Source organism: Sphingomonas cremea, assembly GCF_021502585.1.
Taxonomy (GTDB): Bacteria; Pseudomonadota; Alphaproteobacteria; order Sphingomonadales; family Sphingomonadaceae; genus Sphingomicrobium; species Sphingomicrobium cremea.
Genome location: NZ_JAKFGM010000001.1, coordinates 782,386 through 808,866, shown reverse-complemented (window position 1 = coordinate 808,866; position 26,481 = coordinate 782,386). Strand labels below are relative to the sequence as shown.

23 protein-coding genes, 1 tRNA gene and 1 pseudogene are annotated in these 26,481 nt (G+C 61.4%); 20 read left to right on the top strand and 5 right to left on the bottom strand.

What is annotated here, in order from left to right; all coding sequences use genetic code 11:
* Positions 1 to 26: 26 nt before the first annotated feature.
* From LVY65_RS04175 to LVY65_RS04150, 7 genes are read left to right on the top strand one after another with little or no spacing between them, the layout of a single operon-like run.
* Positions 27 to 746: a heme ABC transporter permease gene (locus LVY65_RS04175; RefSeq protein WP_235066739.1), complete on the top strand. Its 720-nt coding sequence runs from the start codon at positions 27 to 29 to the stop codon at positions 744 to 746.
* Positions 743 to 874, top strand: coding sequence for a hypothetical protein (locus LVY65_RS13195; RefSeq protein WP_268828568.1), 132 nt, complete (start codon positions 743 to 745; stop codon positions 872 to 874). Before LVY65_RS04175 ends, LVY65_RS13195 begins: the two co-directional genes overlap by 4 nt.
* Positions 871 to 1,284: a cytochrome c maturation protein CcmE gene (ccmE, locus tag LVY65_RS04170; RefSeq protein WP_235066738.1), complete on the top strand. Its 414-nt coding sequence runs from the start codon at positions 871 to 873 to the stop codon at positions 1,282 to 1,284. The genes LVY65_RS13195 and ccmE overlap by 4 nt, the downstream gene beginning before the upstream one ends.
* Positions 1,281 to 3,203 (top strand): heme lyase CcmF/NrfE family subunit, encoded by a 1,923-nt coding sequence (locus tag LVY65_RS04165; protein WP_235066737.1) that lies wholly within the window; start codon positions 1,281 to 1,283, stop codon positions 3,201 to 3,203. The genes ccmE and LVY65_RS04165 overlap by 4 nt, the downstream gene beginning before the upstream one ends.
* The gene (locus LVY65_RS04160; RefSeq protein WP_235066736.1) at positions 3,200 to 3,727 is read left to right on the top strand and encodes a DsbE family thiol:disulfide interchange protein; all 528 of its coding nucleotides are present in this window, start codon (positions 3,200 to 3,202) and stop codon (positions 3,725 to 3,727) included. Before LVY65_RS04165 ends, LVY65_RS04160 begins: the two co-directional genes overlap by 4 nt.
* Complete coding sequence (locus LVY65_RS04155) at positions 3,724 to 4,128, top strand: cytochrome c-type biogenesis protein (RefSeq protein WP_235066735.1); 405 nt, start codon at positions 3,724 to 3,726, stop codon at positions 4,126 to 4,128. Before LVY65_RS04160 ends, LVY65_RS04155 begins: the two co-directional genes overlap by 4 nt.
* Entirely contained in the window at positions 4,128 to 4,772 is a 645-nt protein-coding gene (locus LVY65_RS04150) for a tetratricopeptide repeat protein (protein ID WP_235066734.1), read from the top strand. Before LVY65_RS04155 ends, LVY65_RS04150 begins: the two co-directional genes overlap by 1 nt.
* Here the strand turns inward: LVY65_RS04150 and ald are convergent.
* Positions 4,757 to 5,857, bottom strand: coding sequence for an alanine dehydrogenase (ald, locus tag LVY65_RS04145; protein WP_235066733.1), 1,101 nt, complete (start codon positions 5,855 to 5,857; stop codon positions 4,757 to 4,759). The two genes, LVY65_RS04150 and ald, sit on opposite strands and share 16 nt — an antisense overlap.
* 186 nt (positions 5,858 to 6,043) lie before the next feature.
* Between ald and LVY65_RS04140 the strand changes: the two genes are divergently transcribed.
* Both LVY65_RS04140 and LVY65_RS04135 read left to right on the top strand, forming a co-directional pair.
* Complete coding sequence (locus LVY65_RS04140; RefSeq protein ID WP_408021965.1) at positions 6,044 to 7,993, top strand: potassium transporter Kup; 1,950 nt, start codon at positions 6,044 to 6,046, stop codon at positions 7,991 to 7,993.
* Between the two features lie 10 nt (positions 7,994 to 8,003).
* Positions 8,004 to 8,507, top strand: coding sequence for a 2'-5' RNA ligase family protein (locus LVY65_RS04135; RefSeq protein ID WP_235066732.1), 504 nt, complete (start codon positions 8,004 to 8,006; stop codon positions 8,505 to 8,507).
* Here LVY65_RS04135 and LVY65_RS04130 read toward each other — a convergent pair.
* Positions 8,504 to 8,914, bottom strand: a complete 411-nt coding sequence (locus LVY65_RS04130) for a DUF3775 domain-containing protein (protein ID WP_235066731.1) — start codon at positions 8,912 to 8,914, stop codon at positions 8,504 to 8,506. The genes LVY65_RS04135 and LVY65_RS04130 overlap by 4 nt on opposite strands.
* Positions 8,915 to 9,037: 123 nt before the next feature.
* Here LVY65_RS04130 and LVY65_RS04125 point away from each other — a divergent pair.
* From LVY65_RS04125 to dnaE, 8 genes are all read left to right on the top strand, one after another.
* A tRNA-Met gene (locus tag LVY65_RS04125) sits at positions 9,038 to 9,114 on the top strand.
* A 72-nt stretch (positions 9,115 to 9,186) separates the two neighbouring features.
* A complete protein-coding gene (locus tag LVY65_RS04120) occupies positions 9,187 to 10,335 on the top strand; it encodes an aminotransferase class V-fold PLP-dependent enzyme (protein WP_235066730.1) in 1,149 nt (382 codons plus the stop codon).
* Between the two features lie 315 nt (positions 10,336 to 10,650).
* Positions 10,651 to 11,973 carry a proline--tRNA ligase gene (gene proS / locus LVY65_RS04115; protein ID WP_235066729.1) on the top strand — a complete coding sequence of 441 codons (1,323 nt, stop codon included), beginning with the start codon at positions 10,651 to 10,653 and terminating at the stop codon, positions 11,971 to 11,973.
* The gene (locus LVY65_RS04110; protein WP_235066728.1) at positions 11,970 to 13,220 is read left to right on the top strand and encodes a lipoprotein-releasing ABC transporter permease subunit; all 1,251 of its coding nucleotides are present in this window, start codon (positions 11,970 to 11,972) and stop codon (positions 13,218 to 13,220) included. The genes proS and LVY65_RS04110 overlap by 4 nt, the downstream gene beginning before the upstream one ends.
* A complete protein-coding gene (locus LVY65_RS04105) occupies positions 13,213 to 13,887 on the top strand; it encodes an ABC transporter ATP-binding protein (protein ID WP_235066727.1) in 675 nt (224 codons plus the stop codon). Before LVY65_RS04110 ends, LVY65_RS04105 begins: the two co-directional genes overlap by 8 nt.
* Positions 13,884 to 14,363, top strand: a complete 480-nt coding sequence (locus LVY65_RS04100) for a glutathione peroxidase (RefSeq protein WP_235066726.1) — start codon at positions 13,884 to 13,886, stop codon at positions 14,361 to 14,363. The genes LVY65_RS04105 and LVY65_RS04100 overlap by 4 nt, the downstream gene beginning before the upstream one ends.
* A gap of 26 nt (positions 14,364 to 14,389) precedes the next feature.
* Complete coding sequence (locus LVY65_RS04095; protein WP_235066725.1) at positions 14,390 to 14,905, top strand: hypothetical protein; 516 nt, start codon at positions 14,390 to 14,392, stop codon at positions 14,903 to 14,905.
* 65 nt (positions 14,906 to 14,970) lie between these two features.
* On the top strand, positions 14,971 to 18,420 hold the full coding sequence (gene dnaE / locus LVY65_RS04090; RefSeq protein ID WP_235066724.1) for a DNA polymerase III subunit alpha: 3,450 nt from the start codon (positions 14,971 to 14,973) through the stop codon (positions 18,418 to 18,420).
* A 264-nt stretch (positions 18,421 to 18,684) separates the two neighbouring features.
* Here the strand turns inward: dnaE and mtgA are convergent.
* Positions 18,685 to 19,323: pseudogene (gene mtgA / locus LVY65_RS04085) on the bottom strand (monofunctional biosynthetic peptidoglycan transglycosylase); the annotation flags it as partial.
* A gap of 134 nt (positions 19,324 to 19,457) precedes the next feature.
* Between mtgA and LVY65_RS04080 the strand changes: the two are divergent.
* From LVY65_RS04080 to LVY65_RS04070, 3 genes are read left to right on the top strand one after another with little or no spacing between them, the layout of a single operon-like run.
* Entirely contained in the window at positions 19,458 to 20,309 is an 852-nt protein-coding gene (locus tag LVY65_RS04080; protein ID WP_235066723.1) for an NAD-dependent epimerase/dehydratase family protein, read from the top strand.
* Positions 20,310 to 20,354: 45 nt separating this feature from the next.
* Positions 20,355 to 23,012, top strand: coding sequence for an alanine--tRNA ligase (alaS, locus tag LVY65_RS04075; protein ID WP_235066722.1), 2,658 nt, complete (start codon positions 20,355 to 20,357; stop codon positions 23,010 to 23,012).
* Positions 23,012 to 23,449, top strand: coding sequence for a GFA family protein (locus LVY65_RS04070; RefSeq protein WP_268828567.1), 438 nt, complete (start codon positions 23,012 to 23,014; stop codon positions 23,447 to 23,449). Before alaS ends, LVY65_RS04070 begins: the two co-directional genes overlap by 1 nt.
* Here the strand turns inward: LVY65_RS04070 and LVY65_RS04065 are convergent.
* Complete coding sequence (locus LVY65_RS04065) at positions 23,433 to 25,202, bottom strand: cation:proton antiporter domain-containing protein (RefSeq protein WP_235066720.1); 1,770 nt, start codon at positions 25,200 to 25,202, stop codon at positions 23,433 to 23,435. The two genes, LVY65_RS04070 and LVY65_RS04065, sit on opposite strands and share 17 nt — an antisense overlap.
* Positions 25,203 to 25,236: 34 nt before the next feature.
* Entirely contained in the window at positions 25,237 to 26,466 is a 1,230-nt protein-coding gene (locus tag LVY65_RS04060) for an NADP-dependent isocitrate dehydrogenase (RefSeq protein ID WP_235066719.1), read from the bottom strand.
* Positions 26,467 to 26,481: the final 15 nt, after the last annotated feature.

The following is a 26,481-nucleotide window of genomic DNA, read 5'->3' as shown; positions in this document are numbered from 1 at the left end:
AACCAGCCGCTAAACGGCCTGCACCCATGCACGGTTATGCCAACCCCGCTCGATTCCTGAAGCTTGCCCGGCCCGCTACCGGCTGGTTGCTTGGCGTTGGCGCGTTGTTGCTGGCCGCCGGTATCTACGGCGGCCTGTTCGTTACCCCTCCGGACTATTTGCAAGGCGAAACGGTTCGAATTCTCTACATCCATGTTCCCGCGGCCTGGCTGGGCATGGCCGGCTGGGCGTCGATCGCCGCTTCCTCGATCAGCCAGCTGGTTTGGCGGCACCCCCTTGCCGCCGTTGCAGGTCGCGCATTGGCGCCCGTTGGCGCCGTCTTTGCCGCGCTTTGCCTGGCGACCGGTTCGATCTGGGGGCGGCCAACCTGGGGGACTTGGTGGGAATGGGACGGGCGTCTCACTTCGATGCTCATCCTTTTCTTTCTGTATCTCGGCTACATCGCGCTCGCGTCGGCCGAGAGGGAACGGGGCGGCGAGGGGCGCATGGCGGCGCTGTTCGGCCTGGTGGGCGCGGTCAACCTGCCGATCATCCATTACTCGGTGCTGTGGTGGCGTACACTCCACCAAGGCCAGTCGATCAGTATTGCCCAAGGCTCGTCGATTGCGCCCGAATTATTGTGGCCGTTGCCGCTGACGATGGTCGGCTTCACTGCCATTTTTGCCGCCGTGACCCTGATGCGAATGCGCGCCGAACTCGCCCGCCAGAAGCTTGAAGCGCGATTGCGCCGAAGTGCCGCCGAATGAGTCAGTGGACTTTCGTCGTGGCTGCCTACGGGTTGGCAACATTGGCCACCGTCGGACTGGTCGTCGTATCGCTCCTGTCGATGCGGGGCGCGGAATCGGATGCTGAAGCTGTAAAGCGCCGACAATGATGGTTCGGCCCAAGCATCAGCGTCTGGTACTGCTTATCCTGGCTGTCACTGCCCTGATCGGTGCTGTCTTGTTTGCCATGTGGGGCTTGCAGGATCGCGCGGCCTATTTCGTGACGCCATCCGACATCGCTGCAGGAAAGACGGCTCCTGGCAAGTCAATGCGGCTCGGCGGAATGGTGGTCAAAGGATCGCTCAAGCGCAATCCCGACGGTCTTACCATTCGCTTTGCGGTCAGCGACACAAAGGCGGAAACAGCCGTCGTCTACCGCGGCATCACACCCGACCTGTTCCGTGAAGGAAGCGGGGTGGTCGCCGAAGGGCGGCTCGGTCCCGGTGGGCTGTTCATTGCCGACACCATCCTCGCCAAGCATGACGAACGTTATATGCCGCCGCAAATGGCGAACCAGTGATAGCTGAAGCTGGGCTTGCCGCTTTGTGGCTGGCAGCCGCACTTGCGGCGCTGCAGCTTGCGTTGGCGTGCGGGCTGGGCGGTGATCAGGGCCGTCGCATTTCAACCGTCCGCGCGCTCGCGCTTTCCCAGGGACTATTGACCCTGTTCGCTTTCGGCGCGCTGATCTTTTTGTTTCTGCGCAGCGACATGAGCGTGCTGCTCGTTTTTGAGAACAGCCACAGCCAGAAGCCTTGGCTTTACAAATTTGCTGGCACCTGGGGAAACCATGAGGGATCAATGCTGCTTTGGGTGGCAGTGCTGGCCGTGGCAGGTGCCATCGTCGCGTTGTTCGAACGGCGGCTTGGTGAGCGCACCCTCAGTGCGGCGCTCGGTGCCCAGGCGGCGTTGGCCCTGGGCTTCTTTGCATTTCTCCTGTTTGCTTCAAATCCGTTCGAACGGTTGAGTCCGGCCCCCTTGGATGGGCGCGGTCTCAATCCATTGCTTCAGGACCCGGGCTTGGCATTTCACCCGCCGACTCTCTACCTCGGTTATGTCGGGCTGTCGGTTGCGTTCAGCCTTGCGGTCGGCGGCCTGGTTCGGAGCGAGGTAGGTCCAGCCATCGCTCGGGCCATGCGGCCATGGGTGCTTGGCGCCTGGATTTTGCTCACCCTTGGTATCACCGCTGGTAGTTACTGGGCCTATTACGAGCTCGGTTGGGGTGGCTGGTGGTTCTGGGACCCGGTCGAGAATGCCTCGCTGATGCCATGGCTGGCCGCGACTGCGCTATTGCACAGCATTAATGTCCTTGCGGCGCGAGGCGGGCTTCGCGCCTGGACGATGATGTTGGCGCTGATTGCCTTTTCCCTGTCGATGATCGGTACCTTCCTGGTGCGTTCGGGAATCCTGACGTCGGTTCATGCGTTTGCGGTCGATCCGACGCGGGGTACGTTCATACTCTGCCTGCTAGCACTTTACATCGGCGGCGCTCTGACCCTGTTCGCCGTTCGTATCGCACATGTGAAAGAGGGCGCGCCGTTTGAGATTGTCAGTCGCGAAGGCGGGCTTGTAGCGAACAACCTGCTTCTTTCGGCAATCCTCGGCATTGTGTTCGTTGGCACGCTTTACCCGCTGATCGCCGAAGCATCGTCGGGCGAAAAACTGTCCGTCGGCGCGCCTTATTTTAACAGTGTCGCCAGCCCGCTCGCGCTGTTGCTCGCGGGGCTGATGCTGATCGCCCCGCAGCTCAAATGGCGACGGGATGCGGCGCCAATCCTGCCTCGGCTCGCTCCCGGCCTGCTTGTCGCGCTGGCTGTATTGATCACGAGTTTCATTTTGGCGCCCCAGATCGGCTGGCTGCCTCGCCTAGGCCTGTCGATAGGTGCCGCCCTGCTGCCTGCAAGTCTGTTACCGCTGTTCGGTCGATCGCTCCGCCGAACGCCGCTTGCCGTATGGGGCATGGCGCTGGCGCATTTCGGCGTTGCCGTTGCGATTCTCGGTATGGCATCGGACAGCGCGTTCACCGAAGAGAAGCTCGCGGTTGCCCGGCTCGGCGACCGGATCGAAATTGGGCCCTGGCTGGTCGAGTTCCGCGACGTGACGCCCGTGGCGGGGCCGAACTGGTCGGCGCTCGAGGCTGAACTTCGTGCTTCGCGGGGGTTGGGCGTGACGATCCTCGAACCGCAAAGCCGCTTCTTTGCCGAGCCACCGACGACGACCAACGAGGCTGCCATCGACACTAGCTGGAATGGCCAGCTCTATGCGGTGTTGGGCGAACAGGACGGCCAAGGGCGCTGGCAATTGCGATTGTGGTGGAAGCCGTTCGTCACCCTGATCTGGCTGGGTGGCATATTGATTGCACTGGGCGGCACATTAGCTTTGCTAGGCCGTCTGACCCGAGAACGTCGCCAGCGGATACTCGGCGAGGAGGCCTTCGCTTGAACCGCGCTCTTCGCTTCCTGCCGCTGCTGGTATTGATCGCCTTCGTCGGGGCCGTCGCCTGGCGGTTGAGCAGTCCGGCCGACCAAAAGATTCCGTCGAAGATGATTGGCCAGCCCGTTCCGACCTTCGCACTTGCACCCGCAATCCCGGGGAGGCAGGGCTTGTCCTCGGCAGACTTCTCAAGCGGCCGGCCCCGCCTGATCAACGTTTTTGCGAGCTGGTGCGTGCCATGCATTGCCGAAGCGCCATTGCTGACCGAGCTCAAGCACCGCGGATTGCCGATCGATGCCATCGCTGTGCGAGACCGGCCGGAGGATGTCGCGGCCTTTATCGAGCGCAATGGTGACCCATTTGACCGAATTGGCGCGGATCCGGAAAGCCAAGTCCAACTTGCGCTTGGCTCATCGGGAGTACCGGAGACTTTCGTTATCGATGGGCGCGGTGTCGTTCGCTACCAGCATATGGGCCCGATTGAGCCTGGTGACGTGGCGATGATCGTCCAGGAGTGGGAGGCAGCAAAGTGAAGCACTGGTTTGCCTTCCTGTTGCTGGTGGCTGCGCCGGCCTGGGCGGATAGCGAACTGCCGCCTGCACGGTGGGCTAATGAACAGCTTCCAGATCCGCGGCAGGAAGCCCAGGCCAAGGCATTGATGGAAGAATTGCGCTGCCTGGTCTGCCAGGGTCAGTCGATTGCCGACAGCAATGCCGAAATGGCTGGCGACATGCGGGCCCTGGTGCGTCAGCGGATAGCCGCTGGAGAAAAGCCGGAGACGGTCCGTCGCTGGCTGATCGCGCGCTATGGCAATTGGGTCAGCTATCGTCCGCCGGTTGAGCCAGTCACCTGGCCGCTTTGGGCAGCCCCACTGATCTTCTTGCTGGCCGGCGCCTGGCTGCTGCGCAAGCGGATGGTGAGGAGGCGCAGCTGATGGGTTTCGCCTGGCTTGCCTTGTTGGCGCTGCTAACTGCCGCACTGCTGTGGCTATTGAAGCTGCGTGGGCCGATGCTGACGCTCGCGGGTGCCGCCGTTGCTTTCGGCTGCGCCGGCTATTCGCTTCAGGGCAGCCCTGGCTTGCCCGGAACCCCACGCACATCGGCTGAACGGCTGCCGTCGATGCCGCTCACGGGCGCACGTCAAGCGTTGATGGGGCAGTTCGACTATTCCGACACATGGCTCAATATGGCCGACGCATTGGCATCCCGTGGCAATACCCAGGATGCGGTGAATTTGCTTCGGACTCAGATTGCAAGGAGCCCGGGCGACTATAAATTGTGGGTAGGGCTCGGCAATGCGCTGTTCGATCACAGCCGCACGCTCAGTCCTGCGGCCCGTTATGCTTATGTGCGGGCAGCGCAGCTTGCACCAGGTTATCCGGCGCCGCCCTTTTTTCTAGGGCTGGCCGAAGCTCGCTCAGGCAATCCCGATGAGGCCATCCGACTGTGGAGCCAGGTCTTGGCCAACGCCCCAGCAAATGCCAGCTGGCGTCCGATGGTTGAAGACGGCCTGCTATTAATGACGAGAGGGGCGGCGACCAAGTCACCACCCCCCGAGAAAGTTCAGGCCGGCTCGTAGGCCAGGTCGAGCGCCTCGGCCACCGCCTCATGCCGAATCTTGCCGCCCGACACATTGAGCCCGTTGGCCAGATGCGCGTCTTCGGCCATCGCCGCTTCGGCCCCCATATTTGCGAGCTTCAGCGCGAAAGGAAGGGTGGCGTTGTTGAGTGCGAAGGTTGACGTGCGGGCAACAGCCCCGGGCATGTTGGCAACGCAATAATGGATCACGCCGTCGATCTCGTAGACGGGATGGTCATGAGTGGTCGGCTTCGAAGTCTCGAAGCAGCCGCCCTGGTCGATGGCGATGTCTACCAGCACCGAACCCCGCTTCATCGTCTTAAGCATGTCACGTGTGACAAGCTTGGGAGCAGCGGCGCCCGGCACCAGCACCGCGCCTATGACCAGTTCGGCTTCCGTCACTGCCTGGGCGATCGCGGCCTTGGAAGCGAAGGCAGTCTTGATCTGGCTGGAAAAGAACATGTCCAGCTCTGCCAGCCGATCATTGTTGATGTCATAAATAGTAACGTCGGCACGCATGCCAGTCGCCATCTGCGCTGCATTGACGCCCGCGACGCCGCCGCCGAGAATTGCAACCTTGGCCGGCGCCACGCCGGGAACGCCGCCGAGCAGAACGCCCCGGCCACCCTGTTCTTTTTCAAGATAATGAGCGCCAACCTGGACCGACATCCGGCCCGCAACTTCCGACATTGGCTTGAGCAGCGGCAGTGCGCCGGAACGAGACGTAACGGTTTCATAGGCGATGCAGGTCGCACCTGACTTCATCAGTCCTTCGGCCTGGGCCTTGTCCGCAGCGAGGTGGAGGTAGGTAAACAGGATGTGCCGCGGCTCGAGCATCGCGATTTCCTGGGGCTGTGGCTCCTTCACCTTCACGATCATGTCGCTCTGCGCGAACACGTCGGCCGCTGTCGGCAGGATCTTGGCACCTACCTTCTCATAGGCAGCGTCGGAAAAGTCGATCCCCGTGCCGGCCTTCGTCTCGACGAACACCTCATGACCCGCCGCGACCAGTTCCGCCACTGACGCTGGCGTCAGGCCGACGCGATATTCATGAACCTTGATTTCCTTTGGTACTCCGACGCGCATGATGTGCTCGCTCCGATTTTGTAAAGTGGCGGCCCTATAGACCTCAACTCGGACGATTACAGCGCCTTTTTACCGGTGCATTTTGGAGCAAGCCCCAATTCAGTGTTGACGGACTGTTGAGCCTGAAACGATCAGGGGCTAAGGCGGCGCGCCGCGCCAAGGGGCGCCTGAGGGCTGTATTAAAGTATGAGCATTACCGCCACGGGAACCGCCGAGGTCGCGACCGAAGAGAATTTTGGCGGCCAAGGCCACGCCCACGGCTCCCTTCCCAAGCTGATGGTCGGTGCGGTGGGCATCGTGTTTGGAGATATCGGCACCTCGCCGATCTACGCCTTTCGTGAGACATTTGCCGGGCATCATACGCTCGTGCCCGACGCGCTGCACATCTATGGCGTACTAAGTCTCATCTTCTGGTCGATGCTGATCATCGTGGCGTTGAAATATGTCACGATCATCATGCGTGCCGACAACAAGGGAGAGGGTGGCAGCCTCGCCCTGTTGGCATTGATCAATCGCACCGTAGCCGAGGGCGAAAAGAAGAAGTGGACGATGGGCATCGTCATGCTCGGCGTCTTTGCTACTGCCCTGTTCTATGGCGACAGCATGATTACACCGGCGATCTCGGTGCTTTCGGCGGTGGAGGGCCTGACAACGGTCCAGGCCGGCTTCGCGCCTTATGTTCGCCCAACCGCGATCGCCATCCTTGTAGGACTGTTCGCGATCCAGGCACGCGGAACGGCGAAGGTCGGGGCGCTTTTCGGGCCGATCATGCTGATTTACTTCGTCACGATCGCTGTCCTCGGTGGAATGCACATCGTCCGGCATCCGGCCGTGTTCCTCGAAATGTTCAACCCGTTGAATGCGGTCCAATTCTATCTCTCGGAACCCCTGCGTGCATTCATCGCCATGGGAAGCGTCGTTCTGGCGGTGACGGGCGCTGAAGCGCTCTACGCGGATATGGGTCATTTCGGTCGGCGGCCGATCAAGTACAGCTGGCTCTATTTCGTCATGCCGGCGCTGCTGCTCAACTATATGGGGCAGGGCGCAATGCTATTGTCGCAAGACCCCGTTGACGCGCTTGCGACGGTCAAGAACCCCTTCTTCTTCCTAGCACCCGAAATGCTGCGCTTGCCGCTTGTTATCCTCGCTACGCTGGCGACAATTATTGCCAGCCAGGCGGTAATCTCGGGCGCGTTCTCAGTAACCCAACAGGCGATCCAGCTGGGCTTCATCCCACGTCTCAGGATCACCCACACCAGCGAACATGCGGCAGGGCAGATCTATATCCCGGTAATCAACTGGGCACTGCTGGTAATGGTCATCCTTCTCGTGATCATGTTCGGCTCCTCGTCGAACCTGGCCGCGGCCTATGGCATTGCCGTCACCGGCGCGATGGCCATCGACACTGTCCTGATCTCGGTCGTCCTGTTCACCTTGTGGAAGTGGCCGTCGTGGAAAGCCATTCCCCTATTGGCGATCTTCTTCACGATCGACCTGCTCTATTTCAGCGCCAATCTGCTCAAGGTGCCCGCTGGCGGCTGGTTCCCGCTGCTGATCGGCGCCATCGCCTTCACCTTCCTCACAACCTGGGCCAAGGGCCGCAAGTTGATGATCGAGCGCATGGCCGAGGCGACGTTGCCGATCGAGGTGTTCATCAAATCCGCGGCGACCAGCGCGGCGCGAGTGCCGGGAACGGCGGTGTTCATGACGACCTCCATGACCGGCGTACCGCATGCATTGCTGCACAATCTCAAGCACAATAAAGTGCTGCATGAGCGTGTCATGCTTCTGACCGTCCGGATCGAGGACGTTCCCTTCGTCAGGGGCGAACGCAGGATTGAAACCAAGGATTATGGCGCTGGCTTCTTCAGGATCATCCTGCGCTATGGGTTCATGGAGGAAATCGACGTTCCCTCGGCCCTGGCCCAGGTCAAGGCATGCGGACCGCAGTTCAAGATGATGGACACCAGTTTCTTCCTGGCCCGGCAAACGCTAATCGCGTCGGCACGGCCGGGGATGGCGATCTGGCGCGAGAAATTGTTCGCCTGGATGCTGCGCAACGCCGAAAGCGCGATGGAGTTCTTCAAGCTGCCGACCAATCGCGTCGTCGAATTGGGTAGCCAGGTGGAGATTTAGTCAGCTGGCCATGGGCGCGCTGATCGTCACTGCCGAATTTGCGCCAGATGATTTTGCCTGGCTGGAAGGCCTTCGACGGGCCAATTATCCGCCGGAGCTCAACCGGGTGTCGGTCCATTTAACGCTCTTCCATGCGCTGCCGCCGTCAGCTGAAGAGGAGGTCCGGCGCCAGCTCGCGTTGCACGCCACAGGACCAGCGCCGAACGCCGCCCTGGCGGGGTTGATGGACCTCGGTGGCGGAATTGCCATTCGCGTCGTGTCGGAGGAGCTCGACTCCATCCGCAACGAAATTGCCGATCATTTTCACGGACTGCTTAGCGCGCAAGATTCGGCGGGGTGGCGGCCGCATGTAACCATCCAGAACAAGGTGCCGCCGAAGATTGCGCGGGCGCTGTTGGCGAAGCTTGCGCGCGATTTTCGGCCGCGGCCGCTCGGTCTCGCGGGACTGGCGCTGCACCGTTATCTGGAGGGCCCGTGGGAAACGCTGGCGCGTTATCCCTTCCGAGGCCGCTAGCTGAGGTCGCCGATTCCGTCGCAGTTGATATCGAAGGCGGCCATGCCCGCTTCGAGTACCGAGGCCAGCATTGGCATATCCATCAATTCTTCGACGACATTATTCTCCTCGGTCGCTGCTTCGATCGCTTCGTCCCAATCGGCCGCTTCATAGGTCCCCTGGCCGACCCAGGCGAAGGCTAGCAGCTCGGCCTGCTGGTCCTCGGCGAGGTCTTCGAGCGATGCGATCAACTCTTCCTCAACGCTGGTGTTGATGGCGTCGTCCAGGACCGAAAGTGTCTCATGACCCTCATCATCGACATTTTCCGGCGCTTCGCCGCCGTCATAATCGGTCGGGACCTGTGCCTCATATTCTTTCGCGCGAAGGATGATGCGGCATAGCGTTTCGAGGGGGGTCAATGGTTCCATCGGGTCGAGCTCTCCATTCCTCGGACTGAACGAGGTTGGGGGTGGTGGGTTCCACCTCTTGTTGACGCTTAAATACTTGCTACCTATAGGCTCGCCCGCGCCCATCGGGCCATGCCTATACGGGGCGGAGTAGCTCAGCTGGTTAGAGCAGCGGAATCATAATCCGCGTGTCGGGGGTTCAAGTCCCTCCTCCGCTACCATTTTCTGTCCCATGCCACTGCCGCCCAACTGGCCATGGCCAATGCCATTGCTCGGGCGTAGGGCGCCGCACCATGAAAATAGGCCAATATCGCGACCTGTTCGAGGTGCCCGACGGGATCGCCTACTTCAACACCGCCTATAATTCGCCGCTTTTGCGCCGATCGCGAGAGGCTCTGGAGAAGGCGGCGCGGGCGAAATCGCGCCCATGGGAGCGCGCGTCCGCAAATTTCTTCGAAGATGCGGAGACGCTCCGCCTGACCTGCGCCGACCTGTTCGGTGGAGCGGCGGACCATTACGCAATCGTCCCGGCCGCCAGCTATGGCATCAGCACCGCCGCGCGGATCCTCGAACCCACGTTGCGCGCAGGCGACCATATTTTGTTGATGGCGCAGGAGTTCCCGTCGAACGTCCTGGCATGGCGGCGCGTCGCGGCAGAAAGTGGGGCGGAAATAAGGACCGTGCCCACTCCGCCCAACGGGGACTGGACGTCGGCCATACTCGCCAGCCTGGACACCTCCGCACGCGTTGCATCGCTCTCGGCAGCTCACTGGACGGATGGCGCAAGGATTGATCTGGCGGCGATTGGCGAAACCTGCCGCCGGCTCGGCACCGCACTTGTCCTCGATCTGACGCAATCGCTGGGCACGGTGCCATTCGACCTGGCAGCGGTGCAGCCGGACTTCATGGTGGCAGCCGGCTACAAGTGGCTTCTTTGCCCATATGGCTTCAGCTTCATGTATGTCGCGCCGCAGTGGCATGGCGGGCGGCCTCTCGAGGAGACCTGGTTGGTGCGGGCAAATGCCGGGGATTTCGCGCGATTGGTCGAATATTGCGACGAATATCGGCCCGGGGCTCGTCGCTTCGATGTCGGCGAAACCTGTGTAACCACCATACTTCCCGGCGCGATTGCCGCGCTCGAGCAGCTCCGCGAATGGGATATCCGTAATGTTTTCGAACTGATTTGCCAGACCAACCAGCGAATCATCGAGCGGATCGAGCCGCTCGGATTCGGCGTGCTGTCTCGTGACTTTCGTTGCGGTCATATCCTGGGCGTCAGCTTGCCGCCCGGTGCACCGGCCGATACCGTTCAAAGTCTTGCAGCCAACGGTGTGCACGTCAGCCGAAGGGGCGATGCAATCCGAATCGCGCCGCATCTCCATGTCACGGAGGCGGATATCGAGCAGCTCGTGGCGGCATTGGGCAAAATCGACCGCGCATAAACAAAAACGCCCGGGCTAGAAGCCCGGGCGTCCTTGCGTGACGATTGCTCGTCAGCCCCCTTGGAAGTTCTGAAGCGCCTTTGCCCCCTGACAGGCGTCGGCTCCTCCCCGGACTTCCGGCCTGACGACCTCGTCCGTGGGAGGAAGCGCTACGCCCGCCAAACGGCGCTTGTCACGCCCAAACGCACATGAACGACACATTCTTTGTTAAGCTGTGACTGTCGTGCCACATCACTGCCGGCGATTGCCTTCATGAGGGCCGCTGACTAGGACAGCGCTCAATTCCTGCCTCACTTTATCGGAAAGTTCCCTCACTTGCGTGTCTCCCGATCCTTCCTCCCGGTCATGAAGGAAAGCCCTTCGGACGCGCAGATTGTCAGCCACAAGCTGATGCTGCAGGCAGGGCTGGTGCGCCAGACTGCCGCAGGCATTTATGCATGGTTGCCGATCGGCTGGCGCGTCCTGAGTAAGATCGAGCAGATCGTGCGCGAGGAGCAGGACCGGGCAGGGGCGATTGAATTGCTGATGCCGACTCTCCAGTCGGCCGATCTGTGGCGCCAATCGGGCCGCTATGACGCCTATGGGCCGGAGATGTTGCGCATCAAGGACCGGCACGACCGCGATATGCTATATGGGCCGACCAACGAAGAGATGATCACCGAGATCTTCAAGGGTGACGTCAAGAGCTATCGCGACCTGCCGCGGACCCTCTATCACATCCAGTGGAAATTTCGGGATGAGGTTCGCCCGCGGTTCGGCGTGATGCGCGGCCGCGAATTCCTGATGAAGGACGCATACAGCTTCGACCTCGACGAGGCAGGAGCGCGGCTCAGCTACTATACTCAGTTGCTGGCCTATCTTCGGACGTTCCAGCGGATGGGCATTCGCGCGGTACCCATGAAGGCGGCATCTGGCCCCATCGGTGGAGACCTGAGCCACGAATTTATCGTTTTGGCCCCGACCGGCGAGAGCGAAGTGTTCTACGATTCCAAGTTCGAGGAATTCGACTGGAGCCAGGCGGACCTAAGCTACGACGACGCGGCGGGGCTGGAGGCCTTATTCGAGCAGGTTAGCTCGACATATTCGGCGACTGACGAGACCCATGACGAGGCGCGATGGGCCGAGGTGGCTTCTGAGCGTCAACGCCAGGGCCGCGGGATCGAGGTTGGCCACATCTTCTACTTCGGTACCAAATATTCGAATTCGATGGGCCTGAAGGTCTCGGGCCCCGACGGATCGATGGTAACGCCTGAAATGGGCAGCTACGGGATCGGCGTGTCGCGTCTGGTCGGAGCGATCATCGAGGCCAGCCACGACGATAATGGCATCATCTGGCCCGAGGCTGTGGCCCCGTGGAAGGTCGGGCTGGTCACGATGCGCGGCGACGACGAGGCATCGGTCAAGGCGGCCGACGAAATCTATGCGAAATTGACCGTCGCTGGCATCGAAACTCTTTATGACGACCGCGACGAGCGGGGCGGGGTGAAGTTGGGCTCCATGGACCTGATTGGCCTGCCATGGCAGCTGATCATCGGGCCGCGCGGCCTTGCCGCAGGTGTCGTAGAGCTCAAAAATCGCCGCACGGGGGAAAAGCAGGAACTTTCGATCGAATCTGCGCTTGAGCGACTAACCGCATGATCCTCAACGCTTATGAGAAAATGATCGCCAAGCGATATCTCGTTCCGATCAAAGGTGAGCGGTTCATTTTCGTTGTGGCAGGCTTCTCGGTTGGCGCAGTCGCGCTAGGCGTTGCGGCGTTGATCATCGTGATGAGCGTCATGAATGGCTTCCGGGCGGAACTGTTCGACAAGATCGTCGGCCTGAATGGCCACGCCATTATCCAGGGTTATGACGGCCGCCTGGCGAACTGGGAGCAGGTTGTCGAAGCGGCCCGCAAGACCCCCGGTGTCCGGTCGGCGACGCCGCTGATCGAGCAGCCTTTGATGGCTTCGGCGAACGGCAGGGTCGAAGGCGTGCTGGTTCGCGGCAACACGCTGAAGGACATCCGGGAAAATCCGGTCCTCAACGGCAAAGTCGTTTCCGGAGACCTGCGCAATATTACGCCGGGCAGCGGACGTGTTGCCATAGGCGCTCGGCTGGCGGAAACACTGGGCGCCTTTCCCGGCAGCGAAATTTCGCTGATCAGCCCGGAAGGCCGCTCGACCCCGGTCGGCACGGTGCCGAGGATCGTTACTTATACCGTTGGAGCGATCTTTGAGGTCGGTATTTTCGAATATGACAAGGCATTCGTCATCATGCCGATGCAGGACGCGCAAACGCTGCTGATGCTCGGCGACCAGGTCGGTATGGTCGAAGTGCAGGTCGACGATCCCGATCGGGTTGGCCCGACGCTCGCACCCCTCCAGCCGTTAGTTCAGAGTAAGGGCATCATCGTCGACTGGCGGCAGATGAACTCGGCGTTGTTTGAGGCGCTGGAGGTCGAGCGGATCGCCATGTTCGTCGTGTTGTGCATCATCATCCTGGTGGCGGCCTTCAACATCGCCTCGTCGTTGATCATGCTTGTCCGTGCCAAAACGCGCGACATTGCCATCCTCCGAACGATGGGCGCCAGCCGGCGCTCGATGCTCAAAATCTTCATGACCGTAGGTCTCACAATCGGCCTTATCGGCATCGCCATCGGGGCGTTGATCGGGGCGATCTTCCTCTTTTTCCGTCAGGGCGTGGTCGACTTCATCCAGCTGATCACGGGCCAGAATCTGTGGGATCCCTCGGTTCGCTTCCTGACTGAGCTGCCGTCGCGGACGGACCCGTTCGAAGTCGCGGCAATCGTAACCGTGACCTTGGTACTGACATATGTCGCCACGCTGTTCCCGGCGCGCAATGCGGCCAACACGGACCCGGTCCAGGTGCTGCGCTATGAGTGAACCGGTCCTCCAGACGCGCGACCTTAAGCGCAGTTTCATCCAGGCCGATGTCACCATCGAGGTGCTGCGCGGCGTCGATCTCGCGGTGCAGCCGGGCGAGATAGTGGCTTTGCTGGGCCCATCCGGTTCGGGCAAGTCGACGCTGCTCCAGGCGGTTGGGCTACTCGAAGGAGGATTCGAAGGCTCGATTCGCATCGCAGGCCAGGAAGCGGCATCGCTCGATGACGATGGGCGCACCGCTCTTCGGCGCGACACGTTGGGCTTCGTCTATCAGTTCCATCATCTGCTGCCCGATTTTGATGCACGCGAAAATGTGATGCTGCCTCAGATCATCCATGGCGTTGACCCAGCTGACGCCCGAACTCGCGCAGAGTCATTGCTTGGCAAGCTCGGACTGTCCCAGCGCCTCGACCATCGCCCGTCCAAGCTGTCGGGCGGGGAGCAGCAGCGCGTCGCGGTTGCCCGGGCGCTCGCCAATCGCCCGCCGCTCGTGCTGGCCGACGAGCCAACCGGCAACCTTGACGAGGCGACGGCTGACCGGGTGCTGGGTGAATTCCTGGCACTGGTCCGCGGCGAGGGCAGCGCTGCGCTGGTCGCCACGCACAATGAGCGCCTCGCAGCGAAGATGGACAGGGTGGTAAGGTTGCACGAAGGAGTGCTGGAATGACCGACTTCACCACCATCCCGATCAAGGCCGCCGACGGATCGACCACCGATCTTTCATCGCACAAGGGCGAGGTGATGCTGATCGTCAATGTCGCATCCAAATGCGGCTTTACTCCGCAATATGAGGGGTTGGAGGCACTGCAGCGGCGCTACGGGGACCAGGGGTTCACCGTGCTCGGATTTCCCTGCAACCAGTTCGGTGCCCAGGAACCCGGCAATGCCGAAGAAATCGCCAATTTTTGCAAGCTCACCTACGACGTCAGCTTCCCCGTAATGGGCAAGATTGACGTCAATGGCGACGATACCGCGCCAATCTACCAACGCTTGAAGGACGAGGCACCGGGCCTGCTCGGCAGCAGGGCCATCAAGTGGAATTTCACGAAATTCCTGGTCGACCGCTCTGGCAAGGTCCTCAAGCGCTATGCCCCACAGACTAAGCCCGAAGAGCTTACGAGAGATATCGAGGCACTGCTGTAGCAGCTGCTCCGCAGAGGGAGAAAAGCATGATATCCCTTCTGTTACTGCTTGCCCAGGCGGCTTCCCAGCCAGCACAGGCTTCGCAGTCTCCCTGCGCAGGGCCCGAGCATCGCCAGTTTGATTTTTGGGTCGGAGAGTGGGTCGTGACTCCGACCGGCAAGCCAAACACGGTGGCAAATAGCTTGATAGAGAAACTCTATGGCGGTTGTGCGATCCGCGAAAACTGGATGCCGTTGAAAGGAACGCCTGGCGGCAGTCTAAACAACTATGTGGCGGAGGATGGCCGCTGGCACCAAACATGGATTGATTCCAGCAATTCGAGAGTGGAATTTGCAGGCGGCTATACCAACGGCAAAATGGTCCTCCTGGGATTTTGGAAAGGCGTCAATGGTCCCGGCCAGGACGCGCTCATCCGCATGACCTATTCAAAAAATGAGGACGGATCGGTTCGCCAGCATGGCGAGCAGTCGACCGATCACGGGCTTAGCTGGTCGAACAATTTCGACTTCACATATCATCCAAGGCCGAAGCCCGCGCCCTGATGCAAATCTGGGGATAAGTCGCGCAGGCGCTAGCGACTCGCGGCCGCTTTCCCCATAGTCGGACAATGTCCGGCCCGTATGTTCCGCTGCGCGTTTTTTCCTGCTTCACCATGCTGGAAGGGGCGATTGAGCCAAAGGCGATTGCCAAGCAGGCCAGGAAGCTTGGATTTCCCGCCGTCGCGCTTGTTGACCGCAATGGCCTTTATGCAGCGATGCCGTTCGGCGAGGCCTGCATGGCGGAGGGAGTTCAGCCAATCGTCGGCGCAATGCTGGCGGTGGCGCGGTCGATTGACATCGGTCCTGCGGGGACGCTCGATTGGCTTGCGCTGCTAGCCCAGGACGAAACGGGCTATCACAATCTCTGCCGCCTCGTTTCCTCCGCGCACCTCGACCGCCCAATCCAGCAGGAACCGCACGTCGCGTTCGAAGCGCTTCGCGGCGCGACTGATGGTCTGATCGTGCTGACCGCGGGCGGGGAGGGGGCACTGGCTCGACTGTTTGCTGATGGGCAGGCCGACAAGGCGGGTACCTATGCCGGGCAGCTGAAAACACTCTTCCCTGATCGACTGTACATCGAATTGTCGCGCCGCGGCGATCCCATCGAAGAGGCAGCAGAGAGCCAGTTGATCGACCTTGCCTACGCCCTCGATCTACCGTTGGTCGCCACAAATCCGGCCCATTATTCGGAACCCGGCTTCCACGCCGCCCATGATGCGATGCTGTGCATTGCCGGCTCGACCTATGTTGAAAATAATGAGCGCAAGACTTCATCTCCCGAAGCCTGGCTGAAGCCGGCAGAGACGATGGAGCAGCTGTTCGCCGATATTCCCGAGGCGATCGCCAATACGGCCGTCATAGCCCAGCGCTGCGCCGTCGCCGCGCCGCAGCGTAGGCCGATCCTCCCACGCCTCAGCGATGATGAGGACGAGACACTGCGGCGCGAGGCTCATGCGGGATTGGAACGTCGCCTCGAAGGCAAGGCGGAAGTGGAAAAGCCCGCCTATCGCGAACGCCTCGACTTCGAAATCGATGTCATCACCCGAATGGGCTTTGCGGGCTACTTCCTGATTGTCGCCGACTTCATCCAGTGGGCCAAGGCGAACGACATCCCGGTCGGCCCCGGACGTGGGTCCGGCGCGGGTAGCGTGGTCGCATGGGCGCTGACCATCACCGACCTCGACCCGATAGAGCTGAACCTGCTATTCGAGCGCTTCCTCAATCCCGAGCGCGTGTCGATGCCCGACTTCGACATCGATTTCTGCGAAACCCACCGCGACAAGGTCATCCAGTACGTTCAGCAGAAATATGGGCGTGACAGGGTGGCGCAGATTATCACCTTCGGGCGGCTGAAGGCGCGGGCGGTGCTCAAGGACACCGGCCGAGTTCTGCAGATGAGTTATGGCCAGGTCGACCGGCTGGCTAAGCTGATCCCTAACCACCCGACCGACCCGTGGACGCTCGAACGCAGTCTCAATGGCGTTGCCGAGTTGGCGAAGGAGTATCGCTCCGATCCGGATGTGAGGCGGCTACTGGACCTGGCGATGAAGCTCGAGGGTCTGCCGCGCCACTCGTCGACCCATGCCGCCGGCGTGGTGATCGGTGACCGCCCTCTTCACGAACTGGTACCGCTCTATCGCGATCCCCGTTCCGACATGCCGGTGACCCAGTTCGACATGAAATATGTCGAGGGCGCGGGCCTGGTGAAGTTCGACTTCCTTGGACTCAAGACACTGTCGGTGCTCAAGGAGGGCCAGCGCCTGCTCCGACAGCGCGGGATCGAAGTCGATTTCGCAAGGCTGCACTGGGACGACCCGGCAGTCTATGAACTGCTCCAGCGCGGCGACACCGTCGGTGTCTTCCAGTTGGAATCGGAAGGCATGCGTCGGACGCTCGCCGCGGTCCGGCCCACCAGCTTCGGCGATATCATCGCGCTCGTGTCGCTGTACCGTCCCGGACCGATGGACAATATTCCGCTGTTCGGCGACCGCAAGAACGGCCGGGTGCAGATCGCCTATCCGCACCCGATGCTTGAGTCGGTTCTCAAGGAAACCTACGGAATTTTCGTCTACCAGGAACAGGTGATGGAAGCCGCCAAGGTGTTGGCGGGCTATTCGCTTGGCGAAGCGGACCTACTGCGCCGCGCGATGGGCAAGAAGATCCAGGCGGAGATGGACGCCCAGCGCGCTCGCTTCATCGAGGGCTGCGCGGCAAATAATATCGACGCGCTCAAGGCCAACGAGCTGTTCGATTTGATCGACAAATTCGCCGGCTATGGCTTCAATAAGAGCCACGCCGCAGCCTATGCGCTGGTTGCCTATCACACCGCTTGGCTGAAGGCCCATCACCCGGCCGAGTTTTTCGCGGCGTCGATGAGCTTCGACATGGCGCAGACCGACAAGCTGTCGCTGTTCGTCGAGGATATTCGCCGCAGCGGGGTCGAGTGCCTTCCGCCTGACGTCAATAAGTCACGCGCAGACTTCAGCGTCGAGGACGGCAAGGTCCGCTATGCTCTGGGCGCGCTAAAGGGGGTCGGCGAAAAGGCGATGGAAGCGCTGGTTGTAGAGCGTGAAGCGAACGGTCCGTACAAGAACCTGGACGATTTCGCCGAGCGGATCGATCCCAAGTTGCTTAACCGTCGCCAACTCGAAAGCCTGGCGGCGGCAGGCGCGTTCGACAGGCTTAAACCTGATCGCCCGTCTGTTCATGCTGCCGCCGAGACAATTTTGGCTCATGCAGCGGCTGCGCACGACCAGAGAACAAGCGGCCAGCATGGCCTGTTTGGCGGAGGCGGCGAAAGCAGCGTCGCGCCCATCCGGCTTCCGCGCGACGCTCGCTGGACGCTTGCGGAGCGGATGGCGGCCGAGCGCGATGCATTCGGGTTTTTCTTTTCCGCTCATCCCGTCGATACGCAGCGCCACCTGCTCACAGCTCACAAGGTTCGCAGTTTCGCCGAGGTTGCGGCTTTGCCGGCGCCTGTCGACGGCGGGCGATCGACGTCGATGCTCGCGGGCCTGGTCGAAGGTGCACGGTGGAGGGTCTCGGCAAAGGGGCGGCGGTTCCTTACTGCGACCCTGTCCGATGCAAGCGGGCAATATGAGGCTACAGCCTTCGACGAAGAGCCATCGGCCGACCTCGAGAATGCGGCCAAATCAGGTACGTGTGGACTGATGACCGTCGAGCTCGATCGGCGGCCGGGCGACGATATGCCTCGCGTTACCGTCAAGAGATTCGAGGCTCTGGACAATCTGGCAAAGAAAACGCGGCTGCGGATGCATTTGAGAATTGCAGATCCAGCGTCGCTGTCAGAAGTTGCCCGCGAACTCGCGGGAAAGCAGGGTGGCAGTGGATCCCTCCGTGTAATCTTGCCGGTGAGCGAAGGCCGGTATGCGACGATGCTCCTTGGTCGCGACTTCAATCTTGATGCTGATCTCGCTTCCCGCCTTACCCGAATTTTGGGCGAGGGTGCGGTCGAGTTGAGCGCGCAGGAGCCGCCAAGACTGGCATTGGTCGGCTAGCGTCTACTGTTAGCTTGGCGGGGCCGGCGGCGTGCCTTCCGGTGGCGGCTCCTTCTGTGGCATCTCCTCGACCGGTTGAGGCTCAGTCCCGACCAAATCATTTGTAGTGGGCGCTACGGTCTCCGGTGGTTCTTCCACCGGGGTCGTGTCCACCGACGCTTCGGGTGGGGGCGGAGTCGCAGTCTCATATTCCTCGCCAGGCAGTTCACGCGGTGCCTTACTCGGCGGCGGGGCTTTTTCCTTCGGAGCAGTGGAGCTGGCATAGACGCAGGCGTCGAGCCCGTCACGGCGGACCTGGCCGATGCGTGCCGCGATGGTATTGCCGTAGCGGCGGGTGAAGCCCTTTGGAGCAATTGCGCCGCGCTTCTTCGGCAACGGCAATATCGCCGCGATCCGTGCCGCTTCCGTCGCCGACATGGCACTGGCGTCATGGCCGAAATAGCGCTCGGACCCCGCATTTGCGCCATAGGTGCCGATGCCGGTTTCGGCGATATTGAGATAGACCTCCATGATCCGCCGCTTGCCCCAAAGGTGCTCGATCAAGAAGGTGAAATAGGCCTCTGCGGCTTTCCGCGGATAGCCGCCGCCCTGCCACAGGAAGGCATTCTTTGCGGTCTGCTGGCTGATGGTTGATCCGCCGCGAATGCGCCCGCCCGAGGCATTGCGCTTCATCGCATCTTCGATCGCTTCGAAATCGAACCCGTTATGCTGGCAAAATTTGCTGTCCTCTGCGCCGATCGCCGCCCGGACCATGTCGCGATCCATCTCGTCGAGGCTCATCCAGTCCTTCTCGACCCCGCGTCCGGCGAAGAAGTCGCCAAGCATCGTTGCAGTGATCGGCGGCGGAACGAACCTGTAAAGCAAAACCCAAAGGATGCTGAACAGAAACAGGCCCAAGAACATGCGAACTAGCCATCCCCAAAAGCCGCGCCCCTTGCGCCGGCGCTTGTAGGTCGGGATGCTGCTTTTGGGTCGCTTGGCCATGCGCCTTGCTAATCGGCGATGTCCGGGCTGACAATCGCGGCCAGGGAGGGAAAATGAGAATAGTCGTCACCGGTGCCGCCGGGCTCATTGGCAGCGCCATTGTCGATCGGTTGGCCGGCGAGCATGCTGTAGTGGGAGTCGATCTTCGTGCTGCCTCGCAAGTCGACATCGTGGCAAATTGCACCGATGCGGCCGAATGGGGCCGGCGAATCGGTGCACTCGATGCCATCGTCCACGTCGCCGCGCTTCATGCGCCGCACGTCGGGCACCGGAGCGATGAAGAATTTCGCCTGGCCAACGTCGAGGGGACCGAACGGCTTATCGACTTTGGGATTAGCGCGGGGGCAAAGGCCTTCGTCTTCACCAGCACGACCTCGATCTACGGCAACGCGCTGGAGCCGAACGATCGAGCAGCGTGGATTGATGAGCAAGTCGCCCCCCGTCCGCGCGACATTTATGACGAGACCAAGTTGGAAGCAGAGGAGCTGGTAGCGTCGGCGGGAAGCTCGCTGACTTGCACCAGCCTGCGCATGTCGCGCTGCTTTCCGGAGCCAGCGGAACTGATGGCCACCTATCGCCTTTATCGTGGCGTCGACCGTCGCGACGTGGCCGAGGCTCATGCCCTGGCATTGGATCGCAAAGGACCTCCCGCGACTTATGTAATTAGCGCGGCGACGCCCTTCCATCGCGAGGATGCGGAGGAACTACTTCATTCAGCGCCGACGGCGATCGAGCGGCGCTGCCCCGGCTTAATCGACAGGATGGCGGTGAAAGGCTGGACGCCTCCGCGGTCGATTGACCGCATTTACGACGCCAGCTTGGCCGAACACGAACTCGGCTTCCGCCCTCGCTTCGGCATCGAAGCGTGCCTCTCAGGCGATTGGGATCCACCTCCGTCGCGGTGACGCCACGTCTTGCCGCATTGCAGCAAGGAACGTATCTGCCATTCCATGACATCGACGAACGACATTCGCCGCGGCTTCCTCGACTATTTCGAGAAGGAGGGACACGCGCGAGTGCCGTCCGCGCCTCTGGTACCGCACAACGACCCGACCTTGATGTTCGTCAACGCCGGCATGGTGCCGTTCAAAAATGTCTTCACCGGCTTGGAAACACGACCCTATGTTACCGCCGCAAGTAGCCAGAAATGCGTCCGCGCCGGGGGCAAGCACAACGACCTGGATAATGTGGGCTACACGGCGCGACACCATACTTTCTTCGAAATGCTGGGGAATTTCTCGTTTGGGGATTATTTCAAGGAGCAGGCGATCCACCATGCCTGGACCCTGCTTACACGCGACTGGGAGCTTCCCGCCGACAAGCTGACGGTCACCGTCTATCACACTGACGACGAGGCGTTCGGCCTGTGGCAGAAGATCTCCGGCCTGCCTGACAGCCGCATCATCCGCATCCCCACAAAAGATAATTTCTGGGCAATGGGCGACGACGGACCGTGCGGCCCATGTTCCGAAATCTTTTATGACCATGGCGATCATATCTTCGGCGGCCCGCCCGGATCACCCGACGAACACGGCGATCGGTTTGTCGAGATCTGGAACCTCGTGTTCATGCAGTTCGAGCAGGCCGCGGGAGAGATCGTCTCCGAGCTGCCCAAGAAGAGCATCGACACCGGCATGGGCCTCGAGCGCGTTGCTGCGGTCATGCAGGGCGTACACGACAATTATGACACCGACACCTTCAAGGCCCTGATCGCGGCGTCGGAGGAGCTGACGCGGACCAAAGCCGTGGGAGAGCAGCAGGCAAGCCATCGAGTAATCGCCGATCACTTGCGGGCCAGCGGTTTCTTGGTCGCTGACGGCGTGCTGCCGGCGAACGAGGGCAGGGGCTATGTCCTTCGCCGCATAATGCGACGTGCAATGCGCCACGCGCACCTGCTCGGCGCCAAGGATCCTTTGATGTACCGCTTGGTACCCGAGCTGGTCGCTGAGATGGGTGCCGCCTATCCCGACCTGGTCCGTGCCCAGCCGTTGATCGAGGCGACGCTGCTGCAGGAAGAAACCCGCTTCCGCCAGACGCTCGCCAACGGCCTCAAATTGCTCGACGAAGCGACCGGCGAGATGCCCGAGGGTGGTACCTTGCCCGGCGAAACCGCCTTTAAGCTCTACGACACCTACGGATTCCCGTACGACCTGACCGAGGATGCGCTTCGTGCCCGCGGCCTAGGCGTTGATCGTGCCGGCTTCGATGCCGCCATGGCCGAGCAGAAAGCCGCTGCCCGGGCTGCCTGGAAAGGCTCGGGCGAGAAGGCCTCGGACGAGCTGTGGTACGACATTGCCGAAGAGGTCGGGCCGACCGAGTTCACCGGCTATTCGGGCCATGAGGGCGAGGGCGTAGTGCTCGCCCTGGTCAAGGAGGGCACCCGCGTCGAGGAAGCCAAGCAGGGCGAAACCGTCACCATCATCCTCAACCAGACGCCCTTCTACGGCGAAAGCGGCGGCCAGGTAGGCGATGCCGGAAAATTAAGTTCGATCATTGGTTTCCAGGGGAACGTTGAGGACACATTGAAACCCCTGGGCAAGCTGCACGCCCTCAAGACCAGGGTGATTAAGGGCGCGGTCAATGTCGGTGACGTGCTGCAGCAGCAGGTCGATGTCGAGCGCCGGGCCGCGACCCGCGCCAATCACAGCGCGACCCACCTGCTCCACGCTGCCCTGCGCAATCGCCTTGGCGGGCACGTCACCCAGAAGGGCAGCTTGGTAGCGCCCGACCGCTTCCGGTTCGATTTCTCACATCCCAAAGCGCTGACGCCCGACGAAATCGCCCTGATCGAAGCCGATGTGAACGCCGAGATCCGCGCCAATGAGCCGGTCCTGACCCGGCTGATGACGCCGGATGAGGCGGTCAATTCAGGCGCGCTTGCCCTGTTCGGGGAGAAATATGGCGACGAGGTCCGCGTGCTCAGCATGGGACGCGAGGATGACAGCCGCTATTATTCCGTCGAGCTGTGCGGCGGGACTCACGTCGCCGCCACCGGCGACATCGCCATTTTCAAGATTATTTCCGAGAGCGCGGTTTCGTCAGGGGTGCGCCGAATTGAAGCGTTGACCGGAGAAGGCGCGCGGCTATGGCTCAATGCCCGCGACGAGAAACTGCGTGAGGCCGCTTCGGCCCTGAAGGCGTCGCCAGACGAAGTTCCGGCCCGTGTCGCCGCGCTGGTCGATAATGCCCGCAAGCTGGAGCGCGAGCTGGCCGACGCCAAAAAGGCGCTGGCTATGGGTGGCGGTTCGAAGTCCGAAGCTGCCGGTCCGGAGCAGGTTGGTGGTCGCGCCTTCCTCGGCCAGGTGGTCGATGGGCTCGACCCCAAGGGCCTCAGGGGCGAAATCGACGGGCTGAAACAACGCTTGGGTAGCGGTGTCGCCGTGCTGGTTGCAGTTAACGAAGGCCGTGGCAGCGTGGCGGTCGGGGTTACCGATGACCTTGTAGGTCATGTTTCGGCGGTCGAACTGGTCAAGGCCGCGGTCGAGGCGATGGGCGGGCAGGGCGGCGGTGGCCGCCCCGACATGGCGCAAGGCGGCGGGCCTGACGGATCTAAGGCCAAGGAAGCGCTGCAGGCCGTCCGCGAGGCGCTGGAGAAGGTCGCGGCCTGATGGATCTGAAGTCGTCGGAACCAGTCACCCTCAACGGCTTATGCCACTGCGGCGCAGTCAAGTTCACCGCACGCCTGCCTCTCGGTTTCGCGTCCGCTCGGCGATGCACGTGCAGCATCTGCCGGATGCGCGGCGCAATCGCGGTGACGTCGACGGACGATAATTTCACGATCCTGGAGGGCGCGGAGCAGCTCGCGACCTACCGCTTCAACACCCGCACCGCCGAGCATCATTTCTGCCGGAATTGCGGAATTTACACCCACCACAAGCGCCGCTCGAATCCCGACCAACTGGGCGTCAACGTTGCATGCCTGGAGGGGATCTCGCCGTTCGATTTCCGGGAGGTAGTGGTCTACGACGGCCAGCGCCATCCCGGGGACAATCCCGCGCACAGGACTTATACCGCGGGAACCCTGACGTTCACACCTGTCGAATAGTAGAGTCCCTCACTCGTCGCCGCCCCAAACTAGGCTCCACTTCCAGTTGCCCTGCGTCCATGATCTCGGCTCGCAGTTCGCTGCGCTTTTCGTGGATGCTGGCGATCACCGGGCCCATCGCGACGCCGATGTCGACCAGCACAGCTTCCGATAGCTGCAGCGATGCTTCCAACGCCTCCGGAACCGCGTCGGTTACCCCGGCGCGGTAAAGTGCGGCGGCGTGGTCGGTGTCGCGGGCTCGGGCGATGATCGGAAGGGAGGGGTGTTCCGCGCGCAGCCGTTTCGCAACTCGCTTGGTCAGCGCCGGGTCATCCATCGTCAACACCACCGCCTTTGCCTGGTCAAGGTCCAGCTTCTCGATCAATTCACGTCTCGATACATCGCCGTAAAGTACGGAATAACCCGACTTTCTTGCGTCAAGAAATCCGTCGATGTCGCTGTCGACCGCCAGATATTGCTGGCCGTGCTCATTGAGCATGTTGGCAACCATTCGGCCAACGCGACCGAAGCCGAAAATGATCGTCTTGTCCGTCGAAGGCCCGATTTCCGTTCCGGACAGGGTGGTATGATCGACCCTGCGCGCCGCAAAACGCCCGAGGCTTGCGAGCATTGGGGTAATTGTTAGGCCAATCGCGGTGGCCGCGGACCAGAAGGCGACGGCGTCTGGCTGGAGGATGCCGACCGCGCCTGCTGCGCCGAGGACGATCAGCGTGGTTTCGGACGGGCTGGCCATCAACAACCCGGTCTCCGCGGCAGTCCCGAGTCTCGCGCCGACCATTCTCAGTAGAGCTCCGGTGACCAACGCCTTGACCAGAATAACCGCCACCAATGCCCCGAGCAGTTCCGGCCAGGCGTTCAGGAGGGCACCTACATCGATGCGCATTCCAACCGTGATCAGGAAGACGCCAAGCGCGAGGCCCTTGAACGGTTCGATGACCACTTCGACTTCGTTGCGATATTCGGTTTCCGCGATGACCAGGCCAGCAACCAGCGCGCCGAGGATTGGCGAAAGGCCGACCGAACGGGTCACGGTGGCGGCAAGGATTACCACCAGCAGCGAAATGGCCAGGAATAGCTCGGGCTTCTTCGATCGTGCGGCCTGGGCAAACAAGGCGGGTAGGACAAAGCGGCCAACCAGCAAGATTGCGATAATGACAACAGATCCTTCGACAGCGATCCAGCCAAGGCTGCTCGTCGCGGCTCCGCCGGCGGCGCCGATAAGGAACAGCATGGGTACGAGCGCCAGATCTTCGAACAGCAACATGGCAAGCGCGGCGCGTCCCACCGGACTTTGCGTGCCCGATATCGGCAGCACCAGTGCGGTCGAAGACATGGCCAGTGCCAGTGCAAGCCACAGCGCGCTGATTGGCGGCAGGTTGGCGACGATTAGCGCTCCACCGATCAGGGCGGCGGTCAACATCATCTCTGCCGCGCCGATTCCGAAGACCATTTTGCGCATGGCCACCAGGCGGCGGAAGCTGAGTTCGAGCCCTATCGAGAACAGCAATAATACGATGCCAAGCTCGGCGAACGGCCTGATCCCCTCCGGATCGGTGATCGAAACCCAATCCAGCACGGGGTAGCGCCCGGTTAGCGCACCGAGCCCGAAGGGTCCGGCGACGATACCTACCAGGATGAAGCCGATTACCGGATTAATCTTGAAGCGCGCAAAAGTCGGGATGACGATGCCCGCCGCGCCTAAAATAGTGATCGCGTCGCTTAGTGCCGGAGTAATTTGAGTGTCGCCCGCCATGCCTCATACAAGCACGGCGGGCGGCGTCTGTCGATTAAGCTCCGACCGCCTCGGCGGCCATTGCCGCTTCCAGATTCTCGCGGATCGCCTCGAAGAATTGCTCAGTGGTCATCCACGCCTGGTCGGGGCCGACGAGGATGGCGAGGTCCTTGGTCATCTTGCCGCTCTCGACCGTTTCGACACAGACTCGCTCGAGCGTTTCGGCAAAGCGGACCACTTCGGGCGTGTCGTCGAACTTGCCGCGGAACTTGAGGCCCCCGGTCCAGGCAAAGATCGATGCGATCGGGTTGGTCGACGTGGCCTTGCCCTGCTGGTGCATGCGGTAGTGGCGAGTGACGGTACCGTGAGCTGCCTCTGCCTCGATGGTCTTTCCATCGGGGCTCATCAGCACCGACGTCATCAGGCCCAATGAGCCAAAGCCCTGGGCGACCTGGTCCGACTGGACGTCGCCGTCGTAATTCTTGCAGGCCCAGACGAACTTGCCGCTCCATTTGAGCGCGCTGGCGACCATGTCGTCGATCAGGCGGTGCTGATATTCGATGCCGACCTTATCGAACGCAGCCTTGAACTCGGCATCGAATACCTCCTGGAAGATATCCTTGAACCGGCCGTCATAGGCCTTGAGGATGGTATTCTTGGTCGACAGATACACCGGCCACTTGCGCTGCAGGCCGTAGTTCAGGCTGGCCCGCGCGAAATCGCGGATCGAATCGTCAAGGTTGTACATCCCCATGGCGACTCCGGCCGACGGGAAGTCGAACACCTCATGCTCGATCTCCTCGCCATTCTCACCAACCCATTTGATGGTCAGCTTGCCCTTGCCCGGCACCTTGAAATCGGTCGCCTTATATTGGTCGCCGAAGGCATGACGGCCGACGACGATCGGGTCGGTCCAGCCCGGGATGAGACGCGGGATGTTCGATATGACGATCGGTTCGCGGAAAACGACGCCGCCAAGGATATTGCGAATAGTCCCGTTAGGCGACTTCCACATTTTTTTGAGGCCAAATTCCTCGACCCGTGCCTCGTCCGGAGTGATTGTCGCGCACTTGACGCCGACGCCATATTTGCTGATCGCCTCCGCCGCCTCGACGGTAATACGGTCTTCGGTCTCGTCGCGCTTTTCGATACCCAAGTCGAAATACTTCAGGTCGATATCGAGATAGGGCAGGATCAGCCGTTCGCGGATCCATTGCCAAATGATGCGAGTCATTTCGTCGCCGTCGAGCTCGACGACCGGGTTCTTCACCTTGATCTTGGCCATGTCTTCTTGCCTTGC

Bases quoted from the DNA above. Each gene is read 5' to 3' on its own strand.
- LVY65_RS04100 (WP_235066726.1), top strand. From the start codon at position 13,884: ATGACCGACTTCACCACCATCCCGATCAAGGCCGCCGACGGATCGACC.
- LVY65_RS04140 (WP_408021965.1), top strand. From the start codon at position 6,044: ATGAGCATTACCGCCACGGGAACCGCCGAGGTCGCGACCGAAGAGAAT.
- LVY65_RS04175 (WP_235066739.1), top strand. From the start codon at position 27: ATGCACGGTTATGCCAACCCCGCTCGATTCCTGAAGCTTGCCCGGCCC.
- LVY65_RS13195 (WP_268828568.1), top strand. From the start codon at position 743: ATGAGTCAGTGGACTTTCGTCGTGGCTGCCTACGGGTTGGCAACATTG.
- ald (WP_235066733.1), bottom strand. From the start codon at position 5,857: ATGCGCGTCGGAGTACCAAAGGAAATCAAGGTTCATGAATATCGCGTC.
- ccmE (WP_235066738.1), top strand. From the start codon at position 871: ATGATGGTTCGGCCCAAGCATCAGCGTCTGGTACTGCTTATCCTGGCT.
- LVY65_RS04060 (WP_235066719.1), bottom strand. From the start codon at position 26,466: ATGGCCAAGATCAAGGTGAAGAACCCGGTCGTCGAGCTCGACGGCGAC.
- LVY65_RS04135 (WP_235066732.1), top strand. From the start codon at position 8,004: ATGGGCGCGCTGATCGTCACTGCCGAATTTGCGCCAGATGATTTTGCC.
- LVY65_RS04065 (WP_235066720.1), bottom strand. From the start codon at position 25,202: ATGGCGGGCGACACTCAAATTACTCCGGCACTAAGCGACGCGATCACT.
- LVY65_RS04130 (WP_235066731.1), bottom strand. From the start codon at position 8,914: ATGGAACCATTGACCCCCCTCGAAACGCTATGCCGCATCATCCTTCGC.
- LVY65_RS04110 (WP_235066728.1), top strand. From the start codon at position 11,970: ATGATCCTCAACGCTTATGAGAAAATGATCGCCAAGCGATATCTCGTT.
- alaS (WP_235066722.1), top strand. From the start codon at position 20,355: ATGACATCGACGAACGACATTCGCCGCGGCTTCCTCGACTATTTCGAG.
- LVY65_RS04150 (WP_235066734.1), top strand. From the start codon at position 4,128: ATGGGTTTCGCCTGGCTTGCCTTGTTGGCGCTGCTAACTGCCGCACTG.
- LVY65_RS04120 (WP_235066730.1), top strand. From the start codon at position 9,187: ATGAAAATAGGCCAATATCGCGACCTGTTCGAGGTGCCCGACGGGATC.
- LVY65_RS04080 (WP_235066723.1), top strand. From the start codon at position 19,458: ATGAGAATAGTCGTCACCGGTGCCGCCGGGCTCATTGGCAGCGCCATT.
- dnaE (WP_235066724.1), top strand. From the start codon at position 14,971: ATGTCCGGCCCGTATGTTCCGCTGCGCGTTTTTTCCTGCTTCACCATG.
- LVY65_RS04105 (WP_235066727.1), top strand. From the start codon at position 13,213: ATGAGTGAACCGGTCCTCCAGACGCGCGACCTTAAGCGCAGTTTCATC.
- LVY65_RS04095 (WP_235066725.1), top strand. From the start codon at position 14,390: ATGATATCCCTTCTGTTACTGCTTGCCCAGGCGGCTTCCCAGCCAGCA.
- LVY65_RS04070 (WP_268828567.1), top strand. From the start codon at position 23,012: ATGGATCTGAAGTCGTCGGAACCAGTCACCCTCAACGGCTTATGCCAC.